Below are 22,024 nucleotides of genomic sequence, written 5' to 3' on the forward strand. Positions count from 1 at the left end.
GTTATACGGCTGCCCGCATGGCTGTACGGCGGCGGAACCGGTCGTACAAGAGGATCCGGTCACGCAAGAGGATCCGGGCAGGCAAGAGGGCCCGGGCGTGCAAAAGGGTTCGCTCGTACGAGCGGGGCGCGCGGGCCGGGCGCACGCTCCCGGGTGTTCACTTCCGCTGGCAGCCCGGGCACCAGAACAGGTTGCGGGCGGCCAGCCCGGCCGTCCGCACCTCTTCCCCGCAGACGTGGCACGGCTGTCCGGCGCGCCGGTAGACGTAGACCTCGCCGCCGTGGTCGTCCACCCGCGGCGGCCGGCCCATGGCCTCGGGGGTGTGGTCGGGCCGGACGGTATCGATTCTGTTGTTCCGCACGCCCTCGCGCATCAGCGCCACGAGGTCGTGCCAGATGGCGTCCCATTCGGACCGGGTGAGATCACGGCCCGTCCGGTAGGGATCGATGCCATGCCGGAACAGGACCTCGGCCCGGTAGACATTGCCGACCCCGGCGACCACCTTCTGGTCCATCAGCAGGGCGGCGACGCTCGTCCGGCTGCGCGATATCCGCCGCCAGGCCGGCTCCGGGTCCTCGTCCTCCCGCAGCGGGTCGGGCCCCAGCCGGTCGTGTATCGCGTCCTTCTCGCCGTCCGTCAGCAGCGCGCAGGCGGTCGGGCCACGCAGGTCGGCGTACGCCTCGGGGGTGGCCAGCCGCAGCCGGACGGTGTCCGTGGGCGGGGGCGTGGGGGCGGTGCCGAGGGTGTACTTGCCGAAGAGACCGAGGTGGACGTGGATCCAGCCGGCGGGCCCGAAGCCGAGGAAGAGGTGCTTGCCATGCGCCTCCGCCTCCTCCAGCACCCGGCCGTCCACCAGCGCGGCACCGTCCGCGAACTTGCCCTGCGGGCTCGTCGCCCGGACCGGGCGGCCGGCGAACAGGGCGCGGTGGTCCGCCGCCAGGCGGTGGATCGTGTGCCCCTCGGGCATGGCTGCGTCCTCCCGGACGGTCGGCGGAACGGCGAGGGGCCCGCCGCGACGACGCGGCGGGCCCGGGGACGTTCACGGGGACCCGGTGTGTCCACGGGCCCCCGGTCCGTCCGGGTGGTCAGTCCTGCTGCGGGTGGTGCGCCGGGATGGCGGGCAGCTCACCCGTCGTCTCGTAGCGGCTGAGCATCTCGATGCGGCGGGTGTGACGCTCCTCACCGGAGTACGGCGTGGCGAGGAACACCTCGACGAACTTCACCGCCTCCTCCCGGGAGTGCATCCGGGCGCCCACCGCGATCACGTTCGCGTTGTTGTGCTCCCGGCCCAGCGCGGCGGTCTGCTCACTCCAGGCCAGCGCGGCGCGGACGCCCTTGACCTTGTTCGCGGCGATCTGCTCGCCGTTGCCGGAACCGCCGATCACGATGCCGAGGCTGCCCTCGTCCGCGGCGGTCCGCTCGGCGGCCCGCAGGCAGAACGGCGGGTAGTCGTCCTGGGCGTCGTAGAGGTGGGGGCCGCAGTCGACGGGCTCGTGGCCCTGGGCCGTGAGCCACTCGACGAGGTGGGCCTTGAGTTCGTAACCGGCATGGTCGGAGCCGAGGTACACGCGCATGCGTCCGAGTGTGGCATGTCCCGGCGGGTGCCCGTGCCACGCTCCCTGATGGGTACAGCGCGTGAATGCAACGATACGGATTCGGGTCTTCCGAAATACACCTTCGAAAAGTTCTAATGCGGGGGCTCGCAACCCGAGAACCAAAGGAAACTGCCCATGAGCGCGATACCGCCGACCATGACGAAGGCGTCGTCCGGCGATCCCGCCGACACCGCGCCGGGGACGGGGGACGGTCTCAAGGCCGGACTCAAGAACCGCCACCTTTCCATGATCGCCATTGGCGGGGTCATCGGCGCCGGACTCTTCGTGGGTTCCGGATCCGGTATCGCCGCCGCCGGCCCCGCCATTCTGATCTCGTACGCCCTCGTGGGCGCGATGGTCGTCCTGGTCATGCGGATGCTCGGCGAAATGGCCGCCGCCAACCCGACCTCCGGCTCGTTCTCCGCCTACGCGGACCGCGGCCTGGGCCGCTGGGCCGGTTTCACCATCGGGTGGCTCTACTGGTTCTTCTGGGTCGTCGTCCTGGCGGTCGAGGCCACGGCCGGCGCGTCCATCCTCAACGGCTGGGTGCCGGCCGTGCCCAAGTGGGCGTGGGCGCTGATCGTCATGGTCGTGCTCACCGCCACCAACCTGGCCTCGGTGAGCTCGTACGGCGAGTTTGAGTTCTGGTTCGCGGGCATCAAGGTCGTCGCCATCGGCGCGTTCGTCATCATCGGCGGGCTCGCGGTCTTCGGCGTGCTGCCCGGCTCCGACAACGAGGGCGCGGGCTTCGCGCACCTCACCGACGCGGGCGGCTTCCTGCCCAACGGGCCCGGCGCGATCCTCACCGGCGTGCTGATGGTCGTCTTCTCCTTCATGGGCAGCGAGATCGTCACCCTCGCCGCCGGCGAGTCCGAGAACCCGCAGCGTGCCGTCCGGCAGGCGACGAACAGCGTCATCTGGCGCATCGCCGTCTTCTACCTCGGCTCGATCTTCGTCGTCATCACCCTGCTGCCCTGGAACTCCAAGGAGATCACCAAGGACGGCAGCTACGTCGCGGCGCTGAACTCGATCGGCATCCCGCACGCCGGCCAGGTCATGAACGTCATCGTCCTGACCGCCGTCCTCTCCTGCCTCAACTCCGGCCTCTACACGGCCTCCCGCATGGCCTTCTCCCTCGGCCGGCGCGGCGACGCGCCGAAGGCGTTCGCCCGCGTCAACGGCCGGGGCGTGCCGCAGGCGGCGATCCTCGGATCGGTCGTCTTCGGCTTCCTGTCGGTCTTCTTCAACTACATGTGGCCCGACACGGTCTTCAAGTTCCTGCTGAACTCGTCGGGCGCGGTCGCCCTGTTCGTGTGGCTGGTCATCTGCTTCACCCAGTTGAGGATGCGCGGCATCATCCTGCGCGAGACGCCGGAGAAGCTGGTCGTGCGGATGTGGCTGTTCCCGTACCTGACCTGGGCCACGATCGGCATGATCCTCTTCGTGCTCGGCTACATGGTCTACGACGGCGGCGACAACCGCGAGCAGGTCGCCCTCTCCGTCCTGGTGGCCGCGGTGGTCCTGGCCATCGGCCTGGTCATGGACCGGCGCCGGCGGGCGGTGAAGTAACGAACAGACGAGCGCCCGGCCTGTCGCCCCTCGGGGTGACGAGCCGGGCGTTTTCGCTTTCCGCCGCGGAACGAGCGGTTTCGCACACCTTGCCGGGCACAACCGAGCGGAAAGCGAGCATGCAAGCGAAGAAAGCCGTCCGTGCGCCCCGCAGATCATCGGGCCATCTACCGTCGGGGGACGGCAACCGGGCCGCCCCCTCCCGTCACCGGGCAGACTGGGCATCACCACGGGAAGGAGTGAGCATGTCCGCGCAGCCCGTCCACTACGAGTACCCGGACCACGAGCCCCGCAGGGACGCGCAGGCGATGCCGAGGATCACGGGGGAGCCACGGGAGATCGCCGAACAGATCGAGCAGGCGTCCGGCCTCCGGGTCGAGATCATCCGAGGAACGCTCATGATGTCCCCCACCCCGCGGCGGCGGCACAACCTCACCATCCGCTGTCTGCGCAAGCTCCTGGCTCCGCACATCGACCCGGACCGCGACCTCTTCGAAGTCACTTCCATCCCGCTCCCTTCGGACCCGGACGATTACGCCACCCCGGACGGGGTGGTGTGCCAGGTCGAGGCGATGGACTCCGACGACTGGCTGCTGCCCGGTGAGGACGTCGACCTCGCGGTCGAAGTGACCTCCCCGTCCGAGCGTGCCGTCGGCATCGCAGACAAGATCGCCTGGTACGCGGAGGCCCGTGTGCCCGTACTGCTTTACCTGCACCCTGCGAGCGGCGACTGGGCGCTGTACTCACGGCCGTCCGACAACGGCTATCGCACCGTCACCCAAGGCAAGTACGGGGATCCCGCCCCCCTCCCCGAGCATCTGGGTGGCGACTTGGCGACCGAGCACCTGCCGCGCTACACACGCTAGTGCGTACGGGCGCGGGCCCGCACCCCTCGCTCAGGAGGGTGCGGGCCCGCGCCCGTACGGAAAAGGAGACCTCAGCCCCGCCGCCCCAGCAGCTTCCAGGCCGTGGGCAGCGCCCCCATCGCCAGCGCCGCCTTGAGGGCGTCGCCGATGAGGAACGGGGTCAGGCCCGCCGCCACCGCGTCGCCGAGGGGCATGTGGAGGGCGAGGGCCAGGTACGGGACGCCGACGGCGTAGATGATCGCCGTGCCGAGGGCCATGGTGCCCGCGGTGCGCAGGACGGAGCGGTCGGCGCCGCGACGGGCGAGGGCCCCGACGACGGTGGCGGCGAGCAGCATGCCGAGGACGTAGCCGAACGACGGGAAGGCCGCGCCCGCCTTGCCGTCGGCGAACCAGGGCAGGCCGGCGATGCCGGCGAGCGCGTAGAGGGCCAGGGAGAGGAAGCCGCGGCGGGCGCCGAGGGCGGTGCCGACGAGGAGGGCCGCGAAGGTCTGGCCGGAGACCGGGACGGGCGAGCCCGGCACCGGGACGGTGAGCTGGGCGGCGATGCCGGTGAGGGCGGCGCCGCCGACGACGAGGGCGACGTCCCGGGCGCGGGAGGAGGACGCGGGCAGGAGATCGGCGAGGACCGTACCGGTCCGGGGGACTGAAACTGCGGCGCTGGCCATCGGTACTCCGCTGGACGAAGGGTCGGATAGGTGACTCGTACAAGAACTTACGGGGCTCATACAAGAACACCGCGACGTTAGCCCAGCTCACTCGAATCGGCATGAGGCAGCCGTCACAAAGGGCCCCCACCCGCTTTGGTGGGTTCCGAAATGCGGCGACGAGCCGAGTGATGCTCGTCACCGAAAGGGCCGCTCGGCTTGGTTCCCGCCGTCGCACCGGGAGAATGGTGAGACTTGCGCGCACTTTTCACGTGTCGCATGCTTTGCGCCCGCCACCGGTCCGGGGGCGGCGCGGGCACCGCCGGCACCGCCGAGTTCGCGCGACCGCAGATGTGCGCCTCCGACGCGCGCGCCGCACGAACCGAGAGTACGAGCCCCCATGCACGACGCACCCCCCGCCGCCGAGCCGCTCGCCGGTGAGAGAGAGCCGCTGTCCGCGGGGCTCAAGCAGCGGCATCTGACGATGCTCGGGCTGGGCGGCGTGATCGGCGCCGGCCTGTTCGTCGGCTCGGGCGCCGGAATCTCCGTCGCGGGCCCCGGGATCATCGTCTCGTACCTGCTGGCGGGCGCCCTCGCCATGCTGGTGATGCGGATGCTGGGCGAGTTGTCGTCGGCGATGCCCGCGTCCGGCTCCTTCTCGGTGCACGCGGAGCGGGCGCTCGGCCGCTGGGCCGGGTTCACGGTGGGCTGGCTCTACTGGTTCCTGCTGGTGATCGTGCTGGCCGTGGAGGCGACGGCCGCCGCGCAGATCGCGCACGGCTGGGTGCCGGGGATGCCGCAGTGGGCCTGGGTGCTGGTGTTCATGGTGGTGTTCACCACCGCGAACCTCACCGCCGTGAAGAACTTCGGCGAGTTCGAGTTCTGGTTCGCCGCCCTGAAGATCGGCGCGATCCTCCTCTTCCTCGGCCTCAGCCTGTTGGCGATCTTCGGGTTGCTCCCGGACACCGACCCCGTGGGCCTCTCCAACCTCACCGGCCAGGGCGGTTTCCTGCCCAACGGCTGGAGCGGCGTGATCTCCGGCGTGCTCGCCGTGGCCTTCGCCTTCGGCGGCCTGGAGGTCGTCACGATCGCCGCCGCCGAGTCCGAGGACCCGGAGCGCGCGGTGGGCCGGGCGGTGCGCAGCGCCGTGTGGCGCATCCTCTTCTTCTACGTAGGCTCGATGCTGGTCATCGTCACCCTTCTCCCCTGGTCGTCCCTGAAGCCAGGACAGAGCCCCTACGTGGCGGTGCTGGACCGGATCGGGGTGCCGGCGTCCGGCCAGATCATGCAGGTCGTGATCTTCGTGGCGCTGCTGTCGGCGCTCAACGCCAACCTCTACGGCTCGTCCCGCATGGTGTTCTCGCTCGCCGAGCGCGGCGAGGCGCCGCGCTCGCTGCTGACCGTCTCGCGCGGCGGGGTGCCGCGCCGGGCGGTGTTCGCCTCCGTGGCGTTCGGTTTCGCGTCCGTCGTCCTCAACCTCGAGTGGCCGGATTCGATCTTCCGCTATCTGCTCAACTCGGTCGGCGCGGTGCTCCTCTTCGTCTGGGGTCTGATCGCCGCCTCGCAGTTGCGGCTGCGGCGCCGGATCGAACGGGAGATGCCCGAGCGCCTGACGTTGCGCATGTGGTGCTTCCCCTATCTGACCTGGGCCGCCCTGGCCGGAATGGCCGCGGTGCTGGTGCTGATGCTCACCGACGAGGCCGCCCGCCCGCAGTTGCTGTGGTCGGCGGCGGCCACCGGCGCGGTGCTCGCCGTCGCCGGGATCCGGGAGCTCCGGCTCCGCCGCCGGGCCCGGGCGTAACACGTAAAGACGCCGATTCTGGCGATATATCAGGTGCGGAGAGTAATCCCCGTGTCTAAATACCGGACATCTGTGTGACAAGTGTTGTCCTGAGCGAACATCACCCCCACACTGAGGCAACTTTTCCGGGTTGTTGCCCGTTGTAGCAACCCTTTCATCACTCATTCCACGGGGACAGACACGACCATGACTCGGACAGATGCGACCCCCGCGCCCGAGCGCGAGGTCACCGATACGGCGCCGGCCCCCGGCGCCGCCCTGTCGCACGGCCTCAAGCAGCGCCACCTCTCGATGATCGCCCTGGGCGGCGTGATCGGCGCCGGCCTCTTCGTCGGCTCGGGCACCGGCATCGCCGCCGCCGGCCCGGGAATCGTCCTCGCCTATGCGGTGTCCGGGCTCCTGGTGATGCTCGTGATGCGGATGCTGGGCGAGATGGCCGCGGCCAACCCCGCGTCCGGCACCTTCTCGGTACACGCGGAGAAGGCCATCGGCCCGTGGGCCGGCTTCACCGCCGGCTGGATGTTCTGGATCGAGCTCTGCGTCGGCATCGCCGTCGAGGCGATCGGCGCCGCCACGATCATGGTCAAGTGGTTCCCGGCCACGGACTCCTGGATGTGGGTCCTGCTGTTCATGGCGGTCTTCTGCGGGACGAACCTCGCGGCCGTCGGGAACTTCGGCGAGTTCGAGTTCTGGTTCGCCACCCTGAAGGTCGCGGCGATCGGCGTCTTCCTCGTGCTCGGCGTGCTCGCCATCTGCGGTCTGCTGCCGGGCACCGACGCCCCCGGCACCGACAACCTCACCGGTCACGGCGGTTTCCTCCCCAACGGCACCGACGGCCTGGTCGCGGGCCTGCTCGCCTCCGTCTTCGCCTACGGCGGCCTGGAGACGGTGACCATCGCCGCGGCCGAGTCCGAGCAGCCGGTCAAGGGCGTCGCCAAGGCGGTGCGCACCGCGATGTGGCGGATCGCCCTCTTCTACGTGGGCTCCATGCTCGTCGTCGTCACCCTGATCCCGTGGACCGACAAGTCCGTCCTGGAAGGCCCCTACGTGGCCGTCCTCAAGTACCTCGACGTCCCGGCCGCCGGCGAGATCATGAACGTGATCGTGCTGATCGCCCTGCTCTCCGCCATGAACGCCAACATCTACGGCGCGTCCCGGATGGCGCACTCTCTGGTCGAGCGCGGCGAGGGCCCCCGCTTCCTCGGCAAGGTCTCCTCCGGCGTCCCCCGGCGGACCGTGGTCGCGTCCTCCGCCTTCGGCTTCTTCGCGGTGCTGCTGAGCTACTGGTGGCCGGACACCGTCTTCAAGTGGCTGCTCTACATGACGGGCGCCGCCGTCCTCGTGGTGTGGGGCTTCATCGCCGTCACCCAACTGATGATGCGGTACCGGATGCAGCAGGAGCAGCCGGGGAAGCTCGTGGTGCGGATGTGGTGGTTCCCGTACCTCACCATCGCCGCGCTCGTCGGCATCCTCTGCACCCTCGGTCTGATGCTGCGCGAGGAGGACACGGCCCAGCAGCTCTACGCCACGGCCGGCCTCACGATCGCGCTCGCCCTCATCGGCTACCTGCGCCAGCGCGCCACGGCGCACCGCCGGAACTGACGACCCGTAACTCTCCCGCGTCCCCGAGGCGGGGTCGGTCCTGAGCTCCAGGACCGACCCCGCCTCGGTCTTTTGACGGAGAAGGCCCCTTGACCCATGGTCCGAAGGGAAAGAAGGTGCACTTGCTGATAGCGTCTACCTGCAAGTTAATTGCAATAAGCAGTCGGAGGGCTCGGCATGGCCATCTACACACTTCCTGAACTTCCGTACGACTACGCGGCGCTCCAGCCGGTGATCGACGCGAAGATCATCGAGCTGCACCACGACAAGCACCACGCGGCCTACATCAAGGGCGCCAACGACACGCTGGAGCAGCTCGCCGAGGCCCGGGACAAGGACCAGTGGGGCGCGGTCAACGGCCTGGAGAAGAACCTCGCGTTCCACCTCTCCGGCCACATCCTGCACAGCATCTACTGGCAGAACATGACCGGCGACGGCGGCGGCGAGCCCCTGGAGAAGGACGGTGTCGGCGAGCTGGCCGACGCCATCGCCGAGTCCTTCGGCTCCTTCGCCAAGTTCAAGGCGCAGTTGTCCAAGGCGTCGGCCACCACGCAGGGCTCCGGCTGGGGCGTCCTCGCCTACGAGCCGCTCAGCGGCAAGCTGATCGTCGAGCAGGTCTACGACCACCAGGGCAACGTGGGCCAGGGGTCCACCCCGATCCTGGTCTTCGACGCCTGGGAGCACGCCTTCTACCTGCAGTACAAGAACCAGAAGGTGGACTTCATCGAGGCCATGTGGCAGGTCGTCAACTGGCAGGACGTGGCGAAGCGTTACGCCGCCGCCAAGGAGCGCACCAACGCGCTGCTCCTCGCTCCCTGAGCCCGGCTCTTCCGGAAAGGCCTCCCGGAAAGGTCTCCCGGAGAGGCCACTCGAACGGCCTGCTCGTGATCGTCTTCTCACCCGTGTCACGCGGCAGGCACGGGAAGGCCCCGCGCGGTCGATGCGCGCGGGGCCTTCCTCCCCCATGCTCTCACCCCCGGGCATCCCCAGGGGCCCTTCGGCGGGTCAGCCGTGCCCGAACGCCTCGCCCGTCACGGTGAACTCCCGGGCCAGACCCGTCTCGTGGAGCCGCGCGAACGGCGCGAACGGAACACCGAGCTCCGACTTCCCCCGGTCGAAGTTCCACGCCTTGTGCACCGCGAAGCGGTAGTCGACGACCGCCTCCCCGGCGGCGTCCACCCGTACCGTGCCGGTCAGCCGGAACTCCACGCAGCGCAGGGCCAGCCACCAGTCGGGGTGCACGCGGCGGGTGATCAGCAGGTCGCGCCAGCCGCTGTCCGCCGGGTAGGCGGCGGGCGTCCGCTCCCCCGCCGGCCACGGCTCGCCGCCCGGCCATGGCTCGCCGCCCGGCCACGGCTCGTCCGCGGACCGGTGTCCGGCCCCGCGTTCGTCCCCAAACCAGCGGGCGAGGGCCTCCGCGCGCCAGCGGGACAGTTGCTCGTCGACCGCGGCCCGGACGGGCGGGAGGGCCAGCAGTTCCTCGGCGTCGACCCGGCGGTTGCCGCCCGTGGCACGCAGATAGTGCCGCAGCATGCCCGCCGCCCGGCGCAGCCCCAGCAGTGACCACAGGGCCGCCAGCGCCCGGCAGGCACCGAACGTGAGCAGGTCGTACGGGCGTACGGGCAGCTCGGCGAAGGCCGCGTTGCGGCAGGGCGGCTCCGCTTCGGCCCAGCCGCCGTCGCGGCCCAGCGGCCTGGAGAGGTCGGTCTGGCCCATGGTTCGGACCCTAAGGGAGGGCAGGGGCGGGCGCGCGCCGACCGGGTTCGGTCGGGGGACCGCCCCTCCCGCCGCGGTCAGTCGAAGATCGGCCCGACCGTCCGCGTCCGCTTGATCTCGAAGAAGCCCGGCGTCGAGGCGACGAGCAGCGTGCCGTCCCAGAGCCGGGCCGCCGCCTCGCCCTTCGGGGCGGGAGTGACGACCGGGCCGAAGAAGGCCACCTCCGAGCCGTCCGGCCCGGGCACGGCGATCACCGGGGTGCCGACGTCCTCGCCGACCTTCTCGATGCCGCTCCGGTGCGAGGCGCGCAGCTCCTCGTCGTACGCGTCCGTGTCGGCGGCGTCCGCCAGCGAGGCGGGCAGGCCGGCCTCCTCCAGCGCCGCGACGAGCGTCGCGCGGTCCTGCGGGAGCGCCTGGTGGTGGAAGCGGGTGCCGATCGCGGTGTAGAGGCGGCCGAGCACCTCCTCGCCGTGCTCCTTGGCCGCGGCGACGCAGACCCGCACCGGGCCCCAGGCGCGGACCATCAGCTCGCGGTACTTCTCGTCCACCTCGTCCAGCCGATGCTCGTTGAGCACGGCGAGGCTCATCACGTGCCAGCGCACCTCGACCGGTCTGACCTTCTCGACCTCCAGCATCCAGCGGGAGGTCATCCAGGCCCAGGGACACAGCGGGTCGAACCAGAAGTCGGCGGTGACCTTCTCGGCCCCGGTCCCGGTCATGCGGTTCTCCTCGGTGCGGTTCTCCATGCGGTTCTCCTCGGTGGGGCGCGGCGAGCGCGACGAAGCAGGACGGTCACGGTTGCAACGACGACGTGCGTGCCATGATTCCTGATGTTCGAAACACGTCGGGAAACGACGCCGACGACGCCGACCAGACCGAGGGAGCCCCGCCGTGCCCGGTGAGAACCTGACCCGTGAGGAGGCCCGGCGACGGGCCGCGCTGCTGACCGTGGACGCCTACGAGGTGGCGCTCGACCTGCGGTCCGCGGTGGGTCCGGAGAACCCGGCGGACGGCGGCCCCCGCACCTTCCGGTCGGTCTCCACCATCCGCTTCCGCTGCGCCGAGCCGGGGGCGGACAGCTTCGCGGACCTCCTCGCCCCCTCCGTCACGTCCGTGACGCTCAACGGCCGGGAGCTGGACCCCGCCGAGGTCTTCGACGGCGCCCGGATCGCGCTGCGCGGCCTGGCCGCCGAGAACGTGCTGACCGTGGACGCGCGGTGCGCCTACAGCCGGACGGGCGAAGGGCTGCACCGCTTCGTCGACCCCGAGGACGGCGAGGTCTACCTCTACACGCACTACGAACCCGCCGACGCCCGCCGGGTGTTCGCCAACTTCGAGCAGCCCGATCTGAAGGCCCCCTACACCTTCACCGTCACGGCCCCCGCCGAGTGGACGGTGATCAGCAACGGTGCCCAGGACGGTCCCGTCGAGCCGGCCGACGACACGGCGGCGACCTGGCGTTTCGTCCCCACCAAGCCGATCGGCACCTACATCACGGCGGTCGTCGCGGGCCCGTACCACGTCGTCCGTGACCACTACAGCCACAAGCTGCCCGACGGCACCACGCTGGAGATCCCGCTGGCCGCCCTCTGCCGCAAGGGCCTCGCCCCGCACTTCGACGCGCAGGAGATCCTCACCGTCACCCGGCAGGGCCTGGACTTCTTCCACGAGCACTTCGACTTCCCGTACCCCTTCGGCAAGTACGACCAGGCGTTCGTCCCGGAGTACAACATCGGCGCGATGGAGAACCCGGGCTGCGTCACCTTCCGTGAGGAGTTCGTCTACCGCGGCAAGGTGACGCAGGCGGCGTACGAGCGCCGGGCCAATGTGATCCTGCACGAGATGGCGCACATGTGGTTCGGCGACCTGGTGACCATGGAGTGGTGGGACGACCTGTGGCTCAAGGAGTCGTTCGCCGACTTCATGGGCTCGTTCTCGCAGGTCGAGGCCACCCGCTACACCAGCGCCTGGGTCACCTTCGCCAACCAGCGCAAGGCGTGGGCGTACCGGGCCGACCAGTTGCCCTCCACCCACCCGGTCACGGCGGACATCCACGACCTGGAGGACGCCAAGCTCAACTTCGACGGCATCACGTACGCCAAGGGCGCCTCCGTCCTCAAGCAGCTCGTCGCCTACGCCGGCCGGGAGGCCTTCCTGGAGGGCGCGCGCCGCTACTTCAAGCGCCACGCCTACGGCAACACGCGCCTGGGCGATCTGCTGTCCGTGCTGGAGGAGACCTCCGGGCGCGACATGACCGCCTGGTCGCGGTCCTGGCTGCAGACCGCGGGCGTCAACTCGCTGACCCCGCAGCTCACCTACGACGCAGCGGACCGCGTCACCGAGCTGGCCGTCCTCCAGGAGGCGCCGGCCGGCCACCCCGAGCTGCGTCCGCACCGGGTGGCGGTCGGCCTCTACCGGCGGCAGGCCGGTGAGCTGGTCCGCTACGCGCGTGTCGAGGCCGACGTCACCGGGCCGCGCACGGTCGTCTCCGAGCTGCGGGGCGTGGAGCGGCCGGACCTGGTCCTCGTCAACGACGACGACCTGACGTATTGCAAGATGCGTTTCGACGAGCAGTCGCTCGCCACCCTCCGCGCCCACCTGGGCGAGCTCACCGACCCGCTGGCCCGTGCCCTGTGCTGGTCCGCGCTGTGGAACCTGACCCGCGACGGGCTGATGCCCGCCCGCGACTACCTGGACCTGGTGCTGCGCTTCGCGGGCGCCGAGACGGACATCGGCGTCCTCCAGATGCTCCAGCTCTGCGCCCGCACCGCGCTCGTCCACTACGCGGCGCCGGAGTGGCGCGAGCGGGGCGCCGCCGAGCTGGCCCGCGGCGCGCTGAGCGAGCTGCGGCTGGCCGAGCCGGGCAGCGGCCACCAGCTCACCTGGGCCCGGTTCCTCGCCCAGACCGCCTGCACCGAGGCCGACCTCCAGCTCCTGCGCGGGCTGCTCGACGGCACCGCCCGGATCGACGGCCTGGACGTGGACCAGGAGCTGCGCTGGTCCTTCCTGGCCGCCCTGGCCTCGGCGGGCGCGGCCGACAAGGCGCTGATCGACGCCGAACTCGCCCGCGACGACACCGCGTCCGGCCGCCGCCACCACGTCCGCTGCCTGGCCTCGCGCCCGGACCCCGAGGTCAAGGCCGAGGCGTGGGCGACCGTCGTCGAATCCGACACCCTCTCCAACGCCCTCACCGAGGCCACCCTCACGGGCTTCGACCAGCCGGGGCAGCGGGAGCTGTTCACGCCCTACGTGGAGCCGTACTTCGCGGCACTGGAGCGTGTCTGGCGGGAGCGGTCCATCGAGATCGCCATGGCGATCGTGCGCGGCCTGTTCCCGATGCTCCAGGACGACCGGCGCACCCTGGACCTCACCGACACCTGGCTGGCCGACCACCCCGACGCCCCGCCGGCCCTGCGCCGGCTGGTGCTGGAGGCCCGGGACGACCTGGCGCGGGCCCTGAAGGCACAGGAGTGCGACGCGGCGGCGTGACGCCCGCCGGCTTCCGCTCGCCGTCGAACTCCCGTGCATGTGCGCGGGGTTGTCCCCACTTGGCGACGAGCCTGTAACAGGGGTTAAGGAGCGGGCGCACAGCGGGAATGGCCGGGTCATGAGCTACGAGACCCCCCTCTCCCCGCGCCCGCTCCACCACCTCTCCGACGTCCGCCACCGGGTGCTCACCGCGCGGCAACTGCGCGAGCACGGCGTCCCCTCCTCCATGGCCGCCGAGCGCTGCCGCCCCGGCGGCCCCTGGCAGCAGTTGCTGCCCGGCGTCTACCTGCTCCACACCGGTCCCGCCACCAGCGAGGAGCGGCTGCACGCCGCCCTGATGTACACCCGGGCCCGTACCCAGGGCCTCCCCGCCCAGGAACCCCGGGGCGCCCAGGCCGAAGCCCCCTACGGGGAGGCGATGATCACCGGGCTGGCGGCGCTGGCCCTCTACCGCTTCACCAGCGCTCCCCCGCTGCTGCGCATCGAGCACATCGACGTCCTCGTCCCCGGCACCCGCCGGCTTCGCGAGGCCGGTTTCGTACGCCCCGTGCGCACCCACACCATCCCCCGGCCCCGCCTGGTGACCGGCGTCCCGGTGGCCCCGGTCGCCCGAGCGGTCTCGGACGCCGTCACCCGTCTCACCGACCCCGAACAGATCCGCCGGCTGCTCACCGAGGCCGTCCGCGGCGGCCACTGCGAGGCGGCCCGCCTGGTCCGCGAACTCTCCCGGGCCCAACTGCTGAACCGCCCGCACATCGTGGACGCCGTCGACGTCCTCCTCGCCGAGGGCCGCTCCCTGGCCGAGGACCGCCTCTACGCCATGGTCGCCGACCACGCCCTGCCCGCCCCGCTCTGGAACGTCGAACTCCGCCTCCCCGGCGGCCCGTCCCTCGGCCCGGCCGACGCCTACTGGCCCGACCACGGCGTCGTCGTCGAAATCGACGCCCGCGCCCCCCGCCAGGAACCCGACGCCGTCTGGAACCACCAGTCCCGCAAGCGCCAGCACCTCGAACACCTCGGCCTCACCGTCATCCACCTCACCCCCCGCAAACTCCGCGAGTCCCCCGACCAACAGGCCGCGGTGATCCGCACGGCCCTGGCCACGTCGGCGGAGCGGGGGGCGCGGGGGTATGTGGTGGTGTTGCCACGGTGAGGGCGGGCGGCCGGGCGCCGTCACATCAAATCGATTGCGCGATGCGGTCATTGGGCCTGTAATGCCATCGTCTCCATACGGTGCACGCACAGGGAGAGAAACCGGAGGGTGCCGTGCCCCCTGATCACCGCGGTAAGTGGTCGCCGGCTTCCTTTCCCGCCGACCGGGAGACGGCGGGACGGCTCCGCGACTGGCTGCTCTCCGATCAAAGCGTTCTCTATGCCATGGACGGGGACTTCCGCGGCGCCGACCTGTCGGGCGGAGACTTCTCCAGCGCGTGGTTCACCGACTCGGTGCTGACGGGGGCCCGGCTGGCGGACACGAGCTTCTACCGAGCCGACCTGCAAGCGGCCGACCTCAGCGTCACGGACCTGTCCGGAGCCGACCTCGTACGCGCCACTCTGGACGGAGCGACCCTCCGGTCGGCCCGGCTGGACGGTGCGGACATGGCCGGAGCCTCCCTCGATTCGGTCGATGCCGCCCGGGCGAGCTTTCGAGGGACTCGGCTCATGGGGGCTCTTCTCCTGCGAGCCGATCTCCGCGGCGCGGATCTGACGGGCGCCGTCGTGAGCGAGAACCCTTTCGACGTCCGGCTGGACGAGTCGACGCGGGTGCGGGGCCTCTCGGGTTCCGTCTTCGGCCCGGCCACCGTGGACACCAACGGCCACTCACACGAACTGAAGGGGGCGGAGTTGCGGGAGTGGCTCAGAGCGAGAGGGGCGCACGTCGAGGTGCTCGTCCCGAAGGGTCCCATCCGGCGAGGATCGTTCGGTGACCTATAACTTCCTCACCGTCGACCGCTTGCCGGCCGACGCGATCGCCCATGCGCTGGCCGCCTGCTTTCGGACGGGATCGGGTGCTGTCGATATCGCCGGCGCGGACGATGCCCCGGACCTCCGCGACTGGGACTCCCCTGTTCTGTGCGACTGGCGGGAGCTCGTCGGGCACGTCTCACTATCCCTGGACATCTACCTGCGGGACTCCGTGACCGAGCGGCCGACCGAGCGCGAACTCGCCCTGGGATTCGCGGCGCGCACTCGGACCGTGGTGTTCCATCCCACCGATGACGTCGCTCCGAGTGCGTACTGGGCGGTGACGCCCGATGCGGCGGTGACGAAGGCCTGTGTCCTCGTCTCGGACGACGATGTCCCGTACTACTCCGTCGACGCGGTCGCGTCCGCTGTCGACCGGCTTCCTCAGGCGGGTGTGACGGCGCTCCCCTAGTTCTCCATGGACACCGGCACCGACGTGAGACGAAGGCAGGTTGAGCACAGAGAATGGGAACTTCGGCAACCTCCGTCGTCCGACGCCTGCTGGCCGTCGAATGGCGCCCGGCCGGCGGGAGCGACATGCACTCCCCATCCCGCTTGGAGCTGATGCGCGAGCACTTGAGGCGCACCGCACTCTGGGCAGAGCACCTGGGATCAGGGACCTGGCCGTACCCGAATTTGGCGTACGCCGTCGATCACACCGTGCGGATACCTGTTGACGTGAGAGAACGACTGGTGGCGCACCTCGAAGAACGAATCTTCTACGCACACACCCGCATGCTTTGCATGCATGCCGTCACGTGGGCATACCTGCACGATCAGGGCGTGTCCCTTCCGCGACTGCCGGATCCGTACGAGCCGCTGCTCGCGCTTTTCGAGCGAGGAGGCGAATTCGCGGTCGAGGTCGGCCGGATGGCCAGGTTTCGCCCCTGGCTCCTCCCCCTCGAGCCTAGAGAAACATACCTACAGCCGGATCCCTTTTTCGTGCCCCTCAAGGAGCGGAACGCGTTCGCTTCCGAGGAACCGTTCGTCGCGCTGGACAAAGCGGCGCTGGACGCCCTCGACGCGAAGGCGCAGTCCGAGGGCCGCGGCTGAACACGTGCCGAGGGGGTCACGCGGCCCGTCAGCCGCCGGCCCGCGGCCCGCTCCGCGTCGGACCGGCCGGGCACCCCGGTCGCTGCCGCCCGCTCGGCGACGGCTCGTCATGCGGGGAGGGGTGGGGTGCCCTGGGCCGGTCGGCGCGGCGCATGCCGGTGGTGGGGGCCGTCACCGCTTGAGGAGCAGCTCCGTGTTCCGGTCCGTAGGGTCGCCGGCCAGGGTGCGGTCGCTGCCCGGGGCGTTGTAGGCGAGTTCGCGGTAGAGGGAGGCGAGGCCCGTCTGGGAGAGGTCGTGGTAGTCGGTGCGGTGGGGGGCCGCGGACTCGATCAGGGTGGTGTAGAGGGAGATCGTGCCGTCGCGGTTGTCGGTGATCTCGATGACGCGGGCGAGCTGCGGGTAGTCGACGTGGGAGGCGGTGGCGATCTCCCAGAAGGTGCCGCGGGGGCGGATGCGGTTGCGGTGGCTGTGGCCGTTGATCCAGGCGAGGACGTTCTTGTGGCGCTGGAGGAGGGCGATGACCTCGTCGCCGCCGTGCCGCTGTTCGTTGGGGCGGGCGGGGTCGGGGACGGTGTTGTTCATGCTCCAGCTCGGGTGGTGGCTGAAGATCAGGGCGTAGTCGTTCTTGTGCGCCTTGAGGGTGCGGTCGAGCCAGTCGAGCTGGGCGGTGCCGAGGGAGCCCTGGTAGTGGCCGCCGGGGTCGGTGGAGTCGAGGCTGATGCCGACGACCCGGTCGGAGACGCGGAAGCTGTAGTAGAGGGTGCCGGAGTCGAGGTTGTCCTTGGTGTAGCCGTGGCCGACCGGGCCGCGGCCGGTGAACCGGCGATCCAGGTGCAGGCCGACGTACTGACGCTGCGTCAGGGGGGCGCGGCGGGCGTCCGGGGTGACGCCGCGGAGCTCCTTCTTGTGCTTGCGCAGCAGTTCCTCTATGCGCTTGCCCTTGGGGTCGGCGCCGTGCAGCTCGCCGTCCATCAGCCACTTGGCCTCGTCGGCGGAGACGGTGTACAGCTTCTTGCCGCCCACGGCGACGTCCGCGATGAACGAGCCCGCGGCCGGGTAGCAGCCGCCGGAGAGCAGGTCGTGGTTGCCGAAGGTGGAGTACCAGGGGATGGTCAGGCCGGGGCTGTTGACGCTGCGCATGGCGGCGTTGAGGTAGCCGGGGATGCGCGGGTAGCCGACGGCCTTGTCCTGGTCGCGGAGTGAGCTCTCGGGGTGCCAGTAGAGCTTGAGGCCGCTGTTCTGGACGCCCTCGTAGCGGCGGGGGTCGCCGGTGTTGGGGTTCATCCGGCCGCCGCTGAGGGCGGTGAGGAACCACTCGGCCTCGATGCGGGCGTTCTCGTCGCCGTTGTCGCCGGTGGTGATGACGAAGCGGAGCGGGGTGCCGGTGGCCGGGCCGCGACGGAGCTTGTTGACGCGTTCGACGAGGGAGACCACGCCGGGCAGGGTCAGGGCCTCGTGCGGGCGCCAGGCGCCCTCGCCGCCGGCGCGGAAGAACTCGTAGCGCAGCGGGTGTTGAACGTCCGTCAGGTGCAGGTCGGTGAACTGCACGAACGACGCGATGGTGGTGCGCCGCCGGGTGCGCTCGGCGCGCGCGGGGGCCAGCTCCGTGCGGACGACGCGGGGCCAGCCGGGGCCGTCGCCCAGCCGCTTGTAGGCGCCGGTGCCGCGCGGGGTGGCGACGGAGGCGAGGGTGGTGCCGGCGCCCGTGGGGGCCGCCGCGGTCTCGGTGCCGGCCGTCCCCGGGATTCCGGGGGCGGGCTCGTCGGCGGCGGCCGCGCCGGAGGGGCCCAGGGCGAGGCCGGTGCCGACGGCACCCGCGGCGGCCAGGAACCCCCGGCGGTCGAGGTGCGGAGCGGATCTGCCGGATCTGCTGTGCATGGCGGTCTCCCCGAGTGCGAACGCGAATGCGAGCGGAGGTGCAGGTGAGCTGCGGCTGCTGTCACCGAGGATCGTTGGCAGCGCGGATGACCCGGGCGTGAACGGGGCGGCAACGGTCGCCGCCGATCACCGCACATCGATCTTGGCTACTGCGAACCGACATGGAGGACTCGTCCCCTGGAACGCTGAGCCTCACTCAGCGTTCACCCGACCGGGAACGCATCCCGGGAAACCCTATGGCCCCGCCGGTCCCGGTGTACTCCGTTTGCCCTGAATGGCTGAACCATGGACCCCCGCCTCTCGGTTCCCAGGGGACACCGCTCCGAGTCGTTCACGGCCTCCGTCCCGCTTCCTCCCAGTGTGCCCGCTGGCGGGTTTACGCCATCCTTACTTTCCGTCCCTGGCAACTCTCCCCAAAAGCCCGTCACTTCCATAAAAGTGAGCCCCCATCCGGTTCCGATATCCGGACCTGCCGTCGGCAGCCGTTCACTCACCAGCCAGGGATGTCCATGACCACCCCCACATCTCGCCACGCTTCCCGCGGCGGCGCGAGACGCGCGTCCCGAATAGCCGTCGCCGCCGCCGCGGCGGTGGCACTCGCCGCCACGGCTGCGGCCCCCGCCTTCGCGGACGGGCCCCAGCCCCCGGCCCCGGGCCCGGTCAAGCCGGCCGGCCCGGAGCAGGACAAGCTCGGTTCGCACGGCGCGGACCTGCTCGCCAAGGCCAAGTCCGCGGGCGAGCGGACCGTGACCATGATGATCGCCACCGCCCCCGGCCAGACGGGGCAGATCGCCGGGAAGCTGGACTCCGTCCGGGGCGCCTCGGTGGGCAAGGAGTACGAGAAGCTCGGCTACGTCCGGGCGACCGTCCCCACCGCCAAGGCCGACGCCGTGATCGCCGAGGCCCAGAAGCTGTCGTCGGTGCACGGCATCGACCTCAAGCAGGAGATCAAGCTTCCCGACCCGACGCCGCGCGGTGACGCGGTGGCGGGCGCCAAGGGGCCCAAGAGCCGCTCCTACCCGGCGCCCGGAAAGCAGACCCCGGCCAAGAACCCGTACCAGCCGGCCTTCGAGACCGGTGCCGTGGACTTCGTCGAGGACCACCCCAAGGCCGACGGCCGGGGCGTCACCATCGGCGTCCTGGACTCCGGCGTGGACCTGGCCCACCCCGCCCTGCAGAAGACCAGCACCGGCGAGCGCAAGATCGTCGACTGGGTGACGTCCACCGACCCGCTGACGGACGACGACGGCACCTGGCTGCCGATGACGCAGGACGCGTCCGGCCCCTCGTTCTCCTTCAACGGCCGCACGTACTCCGCCCCCGCGGGCTCCTACCAGGTGTCCCTGTTCCGCGAGAGCGCGACCGCCGGCGGCGACATGAAGGGCGACCTCAACCGGGACGGCGACACCACCGACTCCTGGGCCGTCCTCTACGACAAGGCCAAGGGCACCGTCCGCGTCGACCTCGACGACGACGGCGACTTCCGGAACGACGCCGAGATGAAGCCGTACAAGGACGGCTACCAGGTCGGCTACTTCGGCAAGGACGACCCGAAGACCGCCATCGCCGAGCGCATCCCGTTCGTCGTGCAGGTCCGCAAGGACGTCCCGATGGACCCCAAGGGCGGGAGCTGGGTCGGCAAGAAGGCCGACTTCGTCAACATCGGCGTCATCGAGTCGGAGCACGGCACGCACGTCGCGGGCATCACCGCGGCCAACGGCCTGTTCGGCGGCAGGATGAACGGCGCCGCGCCCGGCGCGAAGATCGTCTCCTCGCGCGCCTGCACCTGGAGCGGCGGCTGCACCAACGTCGCGCTCACCGAGGGCATGATCGACCTGGTCGTCAACCACGGCGTCGACATCGTCAACATGTCGATCGGCGGTCTGCCGGCGCTCAACGACGGCAACAACGCCCGCTCCGAGCTCTACACGCGCCTCATCGACACCTACGGCGTGCAGCTCGTCATCTCCGCGGGCAACAGCGGCCCCGGCGCCAATACGATCGGCGACCCCGGCCTGGCCGACAAGGTCCTCAGCGTCGGCGCCTCCGTCTCCAAGGAGACCTGGGCCGCCAACTACGGGTCCGAGGTGCGGACCAAGTACGCGATGATGCCGTTCTCCTCCCGCGGCCCGCGCGAGGACGGCGGCTTCGCGCCGATCATCACCGCCCCCGGCGCGTCCATCAACACCACGCCGACCTGGGAGCCGGGCGCGCCCGTCGCCGAGTCCGGCTACGACCTGCCCCCCGGCTACGGGATGCTCCAGGGCACCTCGATGGCCTCCCCGCAGGCCGCCGGCGCCTCGGCACTGCTGATCTCGGCCGCCAAGCAGAAGGGGATGAAGCTCACCCCCGCCGACCTGCGCACGGCCCTCACCAGCACGGCCAAGAAGATCAAGGGCTTCCAGGCGTACGAACAGGGCTCCGGCCTGATCGACATCAACGAGGCGTGGGACGCGCTGCGTCACAAGGCCACCGCGCACGAGTACACGGTGAAGGCACCGGTCGCCACCGCCCTCTCCGGCTCCTTGAAGACGCCCGGCTTCGGCACCGGCCTCTACGACCGCGAGGGCGGCCTCAAGGCCGGCGAGTCGAAGACGTACGACGTGACCGTGACCCGCACCTCCGGTCCGGACAAGGACGTCTGGCACGAGCTGAAGTGGCGGAACAACGACGGAACGTTCAAGCTGGCGAGCCGTGACGAGGTCCGGCTGCCGCTGAACAAGCCCGTCACCGTCAAGGTCACGGCGAAGCCGAAGTCGGCGGGCATCCACAGCGCGATCCTCACCGTGGACGACGACCGCACCGAGGGCATCGACAAGCAGATCATGACGACCGTGGTCGTCGCCGAGCCGCTGGCAGCCCCGGCCTTCCGGGTGCAGAAGAGCGCCACCGCCCAGCGCAACGCCACCACCTCGTACTTCGTGACCGTGCCCAAGGGCGCCAAGACGCTGGAGATCGCGATGAGCGGTCTGGCGAAGGACAGCCAGACCCGGTTCATCGCCATCAACTCCTACGGCATGCCGGTCGACCCGACCTCCACGGTCAACTGCTACCCGAACTACGGCAACCCGGCCAACACCTGCCGCCCGGACGTGCGTTCGTACGCCAACCCGCTGCCGGGCGTCTGGGAGATCGAGGTCGAGTCGCGGCGCACCTCGCCGCTGCTGGACAACCCCTACACGCTGACCGCCTCCGCGCTGGGCGCCTCCTTCGACCCGGCCGTGCAGAAGGTGGCGGAGGCCAAGGTCGGCACCCCGGCCGCGGTCACCTGGAAGGCGACGAACGACTTCGCGCCGCTGGACGGCAAGCTGCAGGGCGGCCGCCTCGGCTCGTCCAAGGTCGCCCGCCAGGAGATCGCCAAGGGGCAGAAGCAGACGTCCAAGGTCACCATCGGTGAGGGCGTCACCCGCTTCGAGGCCGCCATCGGCGGCGCCGCCGACCCCAAGGCCGACCTCGACCTGACCGTCTACAAGGACGGCAAGCCGGTCGGCTCCTCCACCAGCGGCGGCTCCGACGAGCAGGTCGTCCTGAGCAAGCCCGCCGCCGGCGAGTACACGATCGAGGTCACCGGCTACGAGGTGCCCTCCGGCACCACCGCCTACGACTACCGGGACGTCTACTTCGCCCCCTCCCTGGGCGAGGTCAAGGTCCCGGCCGGGCAGTCCGTCAAGCTCGGCAACGGCCAGTCCGCCCAGGTGACGGCCGAGGTCGTGGTCGCGGGCGCCGCCCCCGAGGGCCGGACGTTCTCCGGCGAGGTGCAGCTCGTCAACGAGCGCGGCACGGTCGCGGGGAGCGGGAGGGTGACGATCGAGAAGGTCGTTTCCTGACCGGTCGCCGACTGATCGG

At 70.7% G+C, this 22,024-nt stretch carries 17 protein-coding genes; 11 read left to right on the forward strand and 6 right to left on the reverse strand.

Going from position 1 to position 22,024, the window contains the following annotated elements; all coding sequences use genetic code 11:
- Window positions 1–157 precede the first annotated feature (157 nt).
- Complete coding sequence (locus ACZ6X9_RS14805; protein ID WP_469778362.1) at window positions 158–967, reverse strand: Fpg/Nei family DNA glycosylase; 810 nt, start codon at window positions 965–967, stop codon at window positions 158–160.
- A gap of 118 nt (window positions 968–1,085) precedes the next feature.
- On the reverse strand, window positions 1,086–1,574 hold the full coding sequence (locus ACZ6X9_RS14810; RefSeq protein ID WP_469778363.1) for a ribose-5-phosphate isomerase: 489 nt from the start codon (window positions 1,572–1,574) through the stop codon (window positions 1,086–1,088).
- 156 nt (window positions 1,575–1,730) lie between these two features.
- Here ACZ6X9_RS14810 and ACZ6X9_RS14815 point away from each other — a divergent pair, with 156 nt between their 5' ends.
- Both ACZ6X9_RS14815 and ACZ6X9_RS14820 read left to right on the forward strand, forming a co-directional pair.
- Complete coding sequence (locus ACZ6X9_RS14815; protein WP_469778364.1) at window positions 1,731–3,164, forward strand: amino acid permease; 1,434 nt, start codon at window positions 1,731–1,733, stop codon at window positions 3,162–3,164.
- 245 nt (window positions 3,165–3,409) lie between these two features.
- Window positions 3,410–4,030, forward strand: coding sequence for a Uma2 family endonuclease (locus ACZ6X9_RS14820; protein WP_469778365.1), 621 nt, complete (start codon window positions 3,410–3,412; stop codon window positions 4,028–4,030).
- 71 nt (window positions 4,031–4,101) lie between these two features.
- Here the strand turns inward: ACZ6X9_RS14820 and ACZ6X9_RS14825 are convergent, their stop codons facing one another.
- On the reverse strand, window positions 4,102–4,695 hold the full coding sequence (locus ACZ6X9_RS14825; protein WP_469778366.1) for a biotin transporter BioY: 594 nt from the start codon (window positions 4,693–4,695) through the stop codon (window positions 4,102–4,104).
- Window positions 4,696–5,074: 379 nt separating this feature from the next.
- Here ACZ6X9_RS14825 and ACZ6X9_RS14830 point away from each other — a divergent pair, with 379 nt between their 5' ends.
- The 3 genes from ACZ6X9_RS14830 to ACZ6X9_RS14840 all read left to right on the forward strand — a co-directional run bounded on the left by ACZ6X9_RS14830 (window position 5,075) and on the right by ACZ6X9_RS14840 (window position 8,896).
- Window positions 5,075–6,475, forward strand: a complete 1,401-nt coding sequence (locus ACZ6X9_RS14830; RefSeq protein ID WP_469778367.1) for an amino acid permease — start codon at window positions 5,075–5,077, stop codon at window positions 6,473–6,475.
- Window positions 6,476–6,661: 186 nt separating this feature from the next.
- Window positions 6,662–8,077 (forward strand): amino acid permease, encoded by a 1,416-nt coding sequence (locus tag ACZ6X9_RS14835; protein ID WP_469778368.1) that lies wholly within the window; start codon window positions 6,662–6,664, stop codon window positions 8,075–8,077.
- Between the two features lie 177 nt (window positions 8,078–8,254).
- Window positions 8,255–8,896 (forward strand): superoxide dismutase, encoded by a 642-nt coding sequence (locus tag ACZ6X9_RS14840; RefSeq protein WP_469778369.1) that lies wholly within the window; start codon window positions 8,255–8,257, stop codon window positions 8,894–8,896.
- A 186-nt stretch (window positions 8,897–9,082) separates the two neighbouring features.
- Here the strand turns inward: ACZ6X9_RS14840 and ACZ6X9_RS14845 are convergent, their stop codons facing one another.
- Window positions 9,083–9,793 carry a hypothetical protein gene (locus tag ACZ6X9_RS14845; RefSeq protein ID WP_469778370.1) on the reverse strand — a complete coding sequence of 237 codons (711 nt, stop codon included), beginning with the start codon at window positions 9,791–9,793 and terminating at the stop codon, window positions 9,083–9,085.
- Window positions 9,794–9,870: 77 nt separating this feature from the next.
- Complete coding sequence (locus ACZ6X9_RS14850) at window positions 9,871–10,539, reverse strand: mycothiol-dependent nitroreductase Rv2466c family protein (protein WP_469778371.1); 669 nt, start codon at window positions 10,537–10,539, stop codon at window positions 9,871–9,873.
- A 145-nt stretch (window positions 10,540–10,684) separates the two neighbouring features.
- Here ACZ6X9_RS14850 and pepN point away from each other — a divergent pair, with 145 nt between their 5' ends.
- The 5 genes from pepN (at window position 10,685) to ACZ6X9_RS14875 (ending at window position 16,300) form a co-directional block, all read left to right on the forward strand.
- Window positions 10,685–13,282, forward strand: coding sequence for an aminopeptidase N (pepN, locus tag ACZ6X9_RS14855; RefSeq protein ID WP_469778372.1), 2,598 nt, complete (start codon window positions 10,685–10,687; stop codon window positions 13,280–13,282).
- 118 nt (window positions 13,283–13,400) lie between these two features.
- Window positions 13,401–14,435, forward strand: coding sequence for a hypothetical protein (locus tag ACZ6X9_RS14860; RefSeq protein WP_469778373.1), 1,035 nt, complete (start codon window positions 13,401–13,403; stop codon window positions 14,433–14,435).
- Between the two features lie 113 nt (window positions 14,436–14,548).
- A complete protein-coding gene (locus tag ACZ6X9_RS14865) occupies window positions 14,549–15,217 on the forward strand; it encodes a pentapeptide repeat-containing protein (protein ID WP_469778374.1) in 669 nt (222 codons plus the stop codon).
- Window positions 15,207–15,659, forward strand: coding sequence for a hypothetical protein (locus ACZ6X9_RS14870; protein ID WP_469778375.1), 453 nt, complete (start codon window positions 15,207–15,209; stop codon window positions 15,657–15,659). The genes ACZ6X9_RS14865 and ACZ6X9_RS14870 overlap by 11 nt, the downstream gene beginning before the upstream one ends.
- Before the next feature lie 281 nt (window positions 15,660–15,940).
- The gene (locus ACZ6X9_RS14875) at window positions 15,941–16,300 is read left to right on the forward strand and encodes a hypothetical protein (protein WP_469778376.1); all 360 of its coding nucleotides are present in this window, start codon (window positions 15,941–15,943) and stop codon (window positions 16,298–16,300) included.
- A 171-nt stretch (window positions 16,301–16,471) separates the two neighbouring features.
- Here the strand turns inward: ACZ6X9_RS14875 and ACZ6X9_RS14880 are convergent, their stop codons facing one another.
- Window positions 16,472–18,178 (reverse strand): TIGR03767 family metallophosphoesterase, encoded by a 1,707-nt coding sequence (locus tag ACZ6X9_RS14880; RefSeq protein ID WP_469778377.1) that lies wholly within the window; start codon window positions 18,176–18,178, stop codon window positions 16,472–16,474.
- A gap of 509 nt (window positions 18,179–18,687) precedes the next feature.
- Between ACZ6X9_RS14880 and ACZ6X9_RS14885 the strand changes: the two genes are divergently transcribed.
- Window positions 18,688–22,005, forward strand: a complete 3,318-nt coding sequence (locus ACZ6X9_RS14885) for a S8 family serine peptidase (protein WP_469778378.1) — start codon at window positions 18,688–18,690, stop codon at window positions 22,003–22,005.
- Window positions 22,006–22,024 lie beyond the last annotated feature (19 nt).

The organism is Streptomyces sp. NPDC052910 (genome assembly GCF_055585605.1).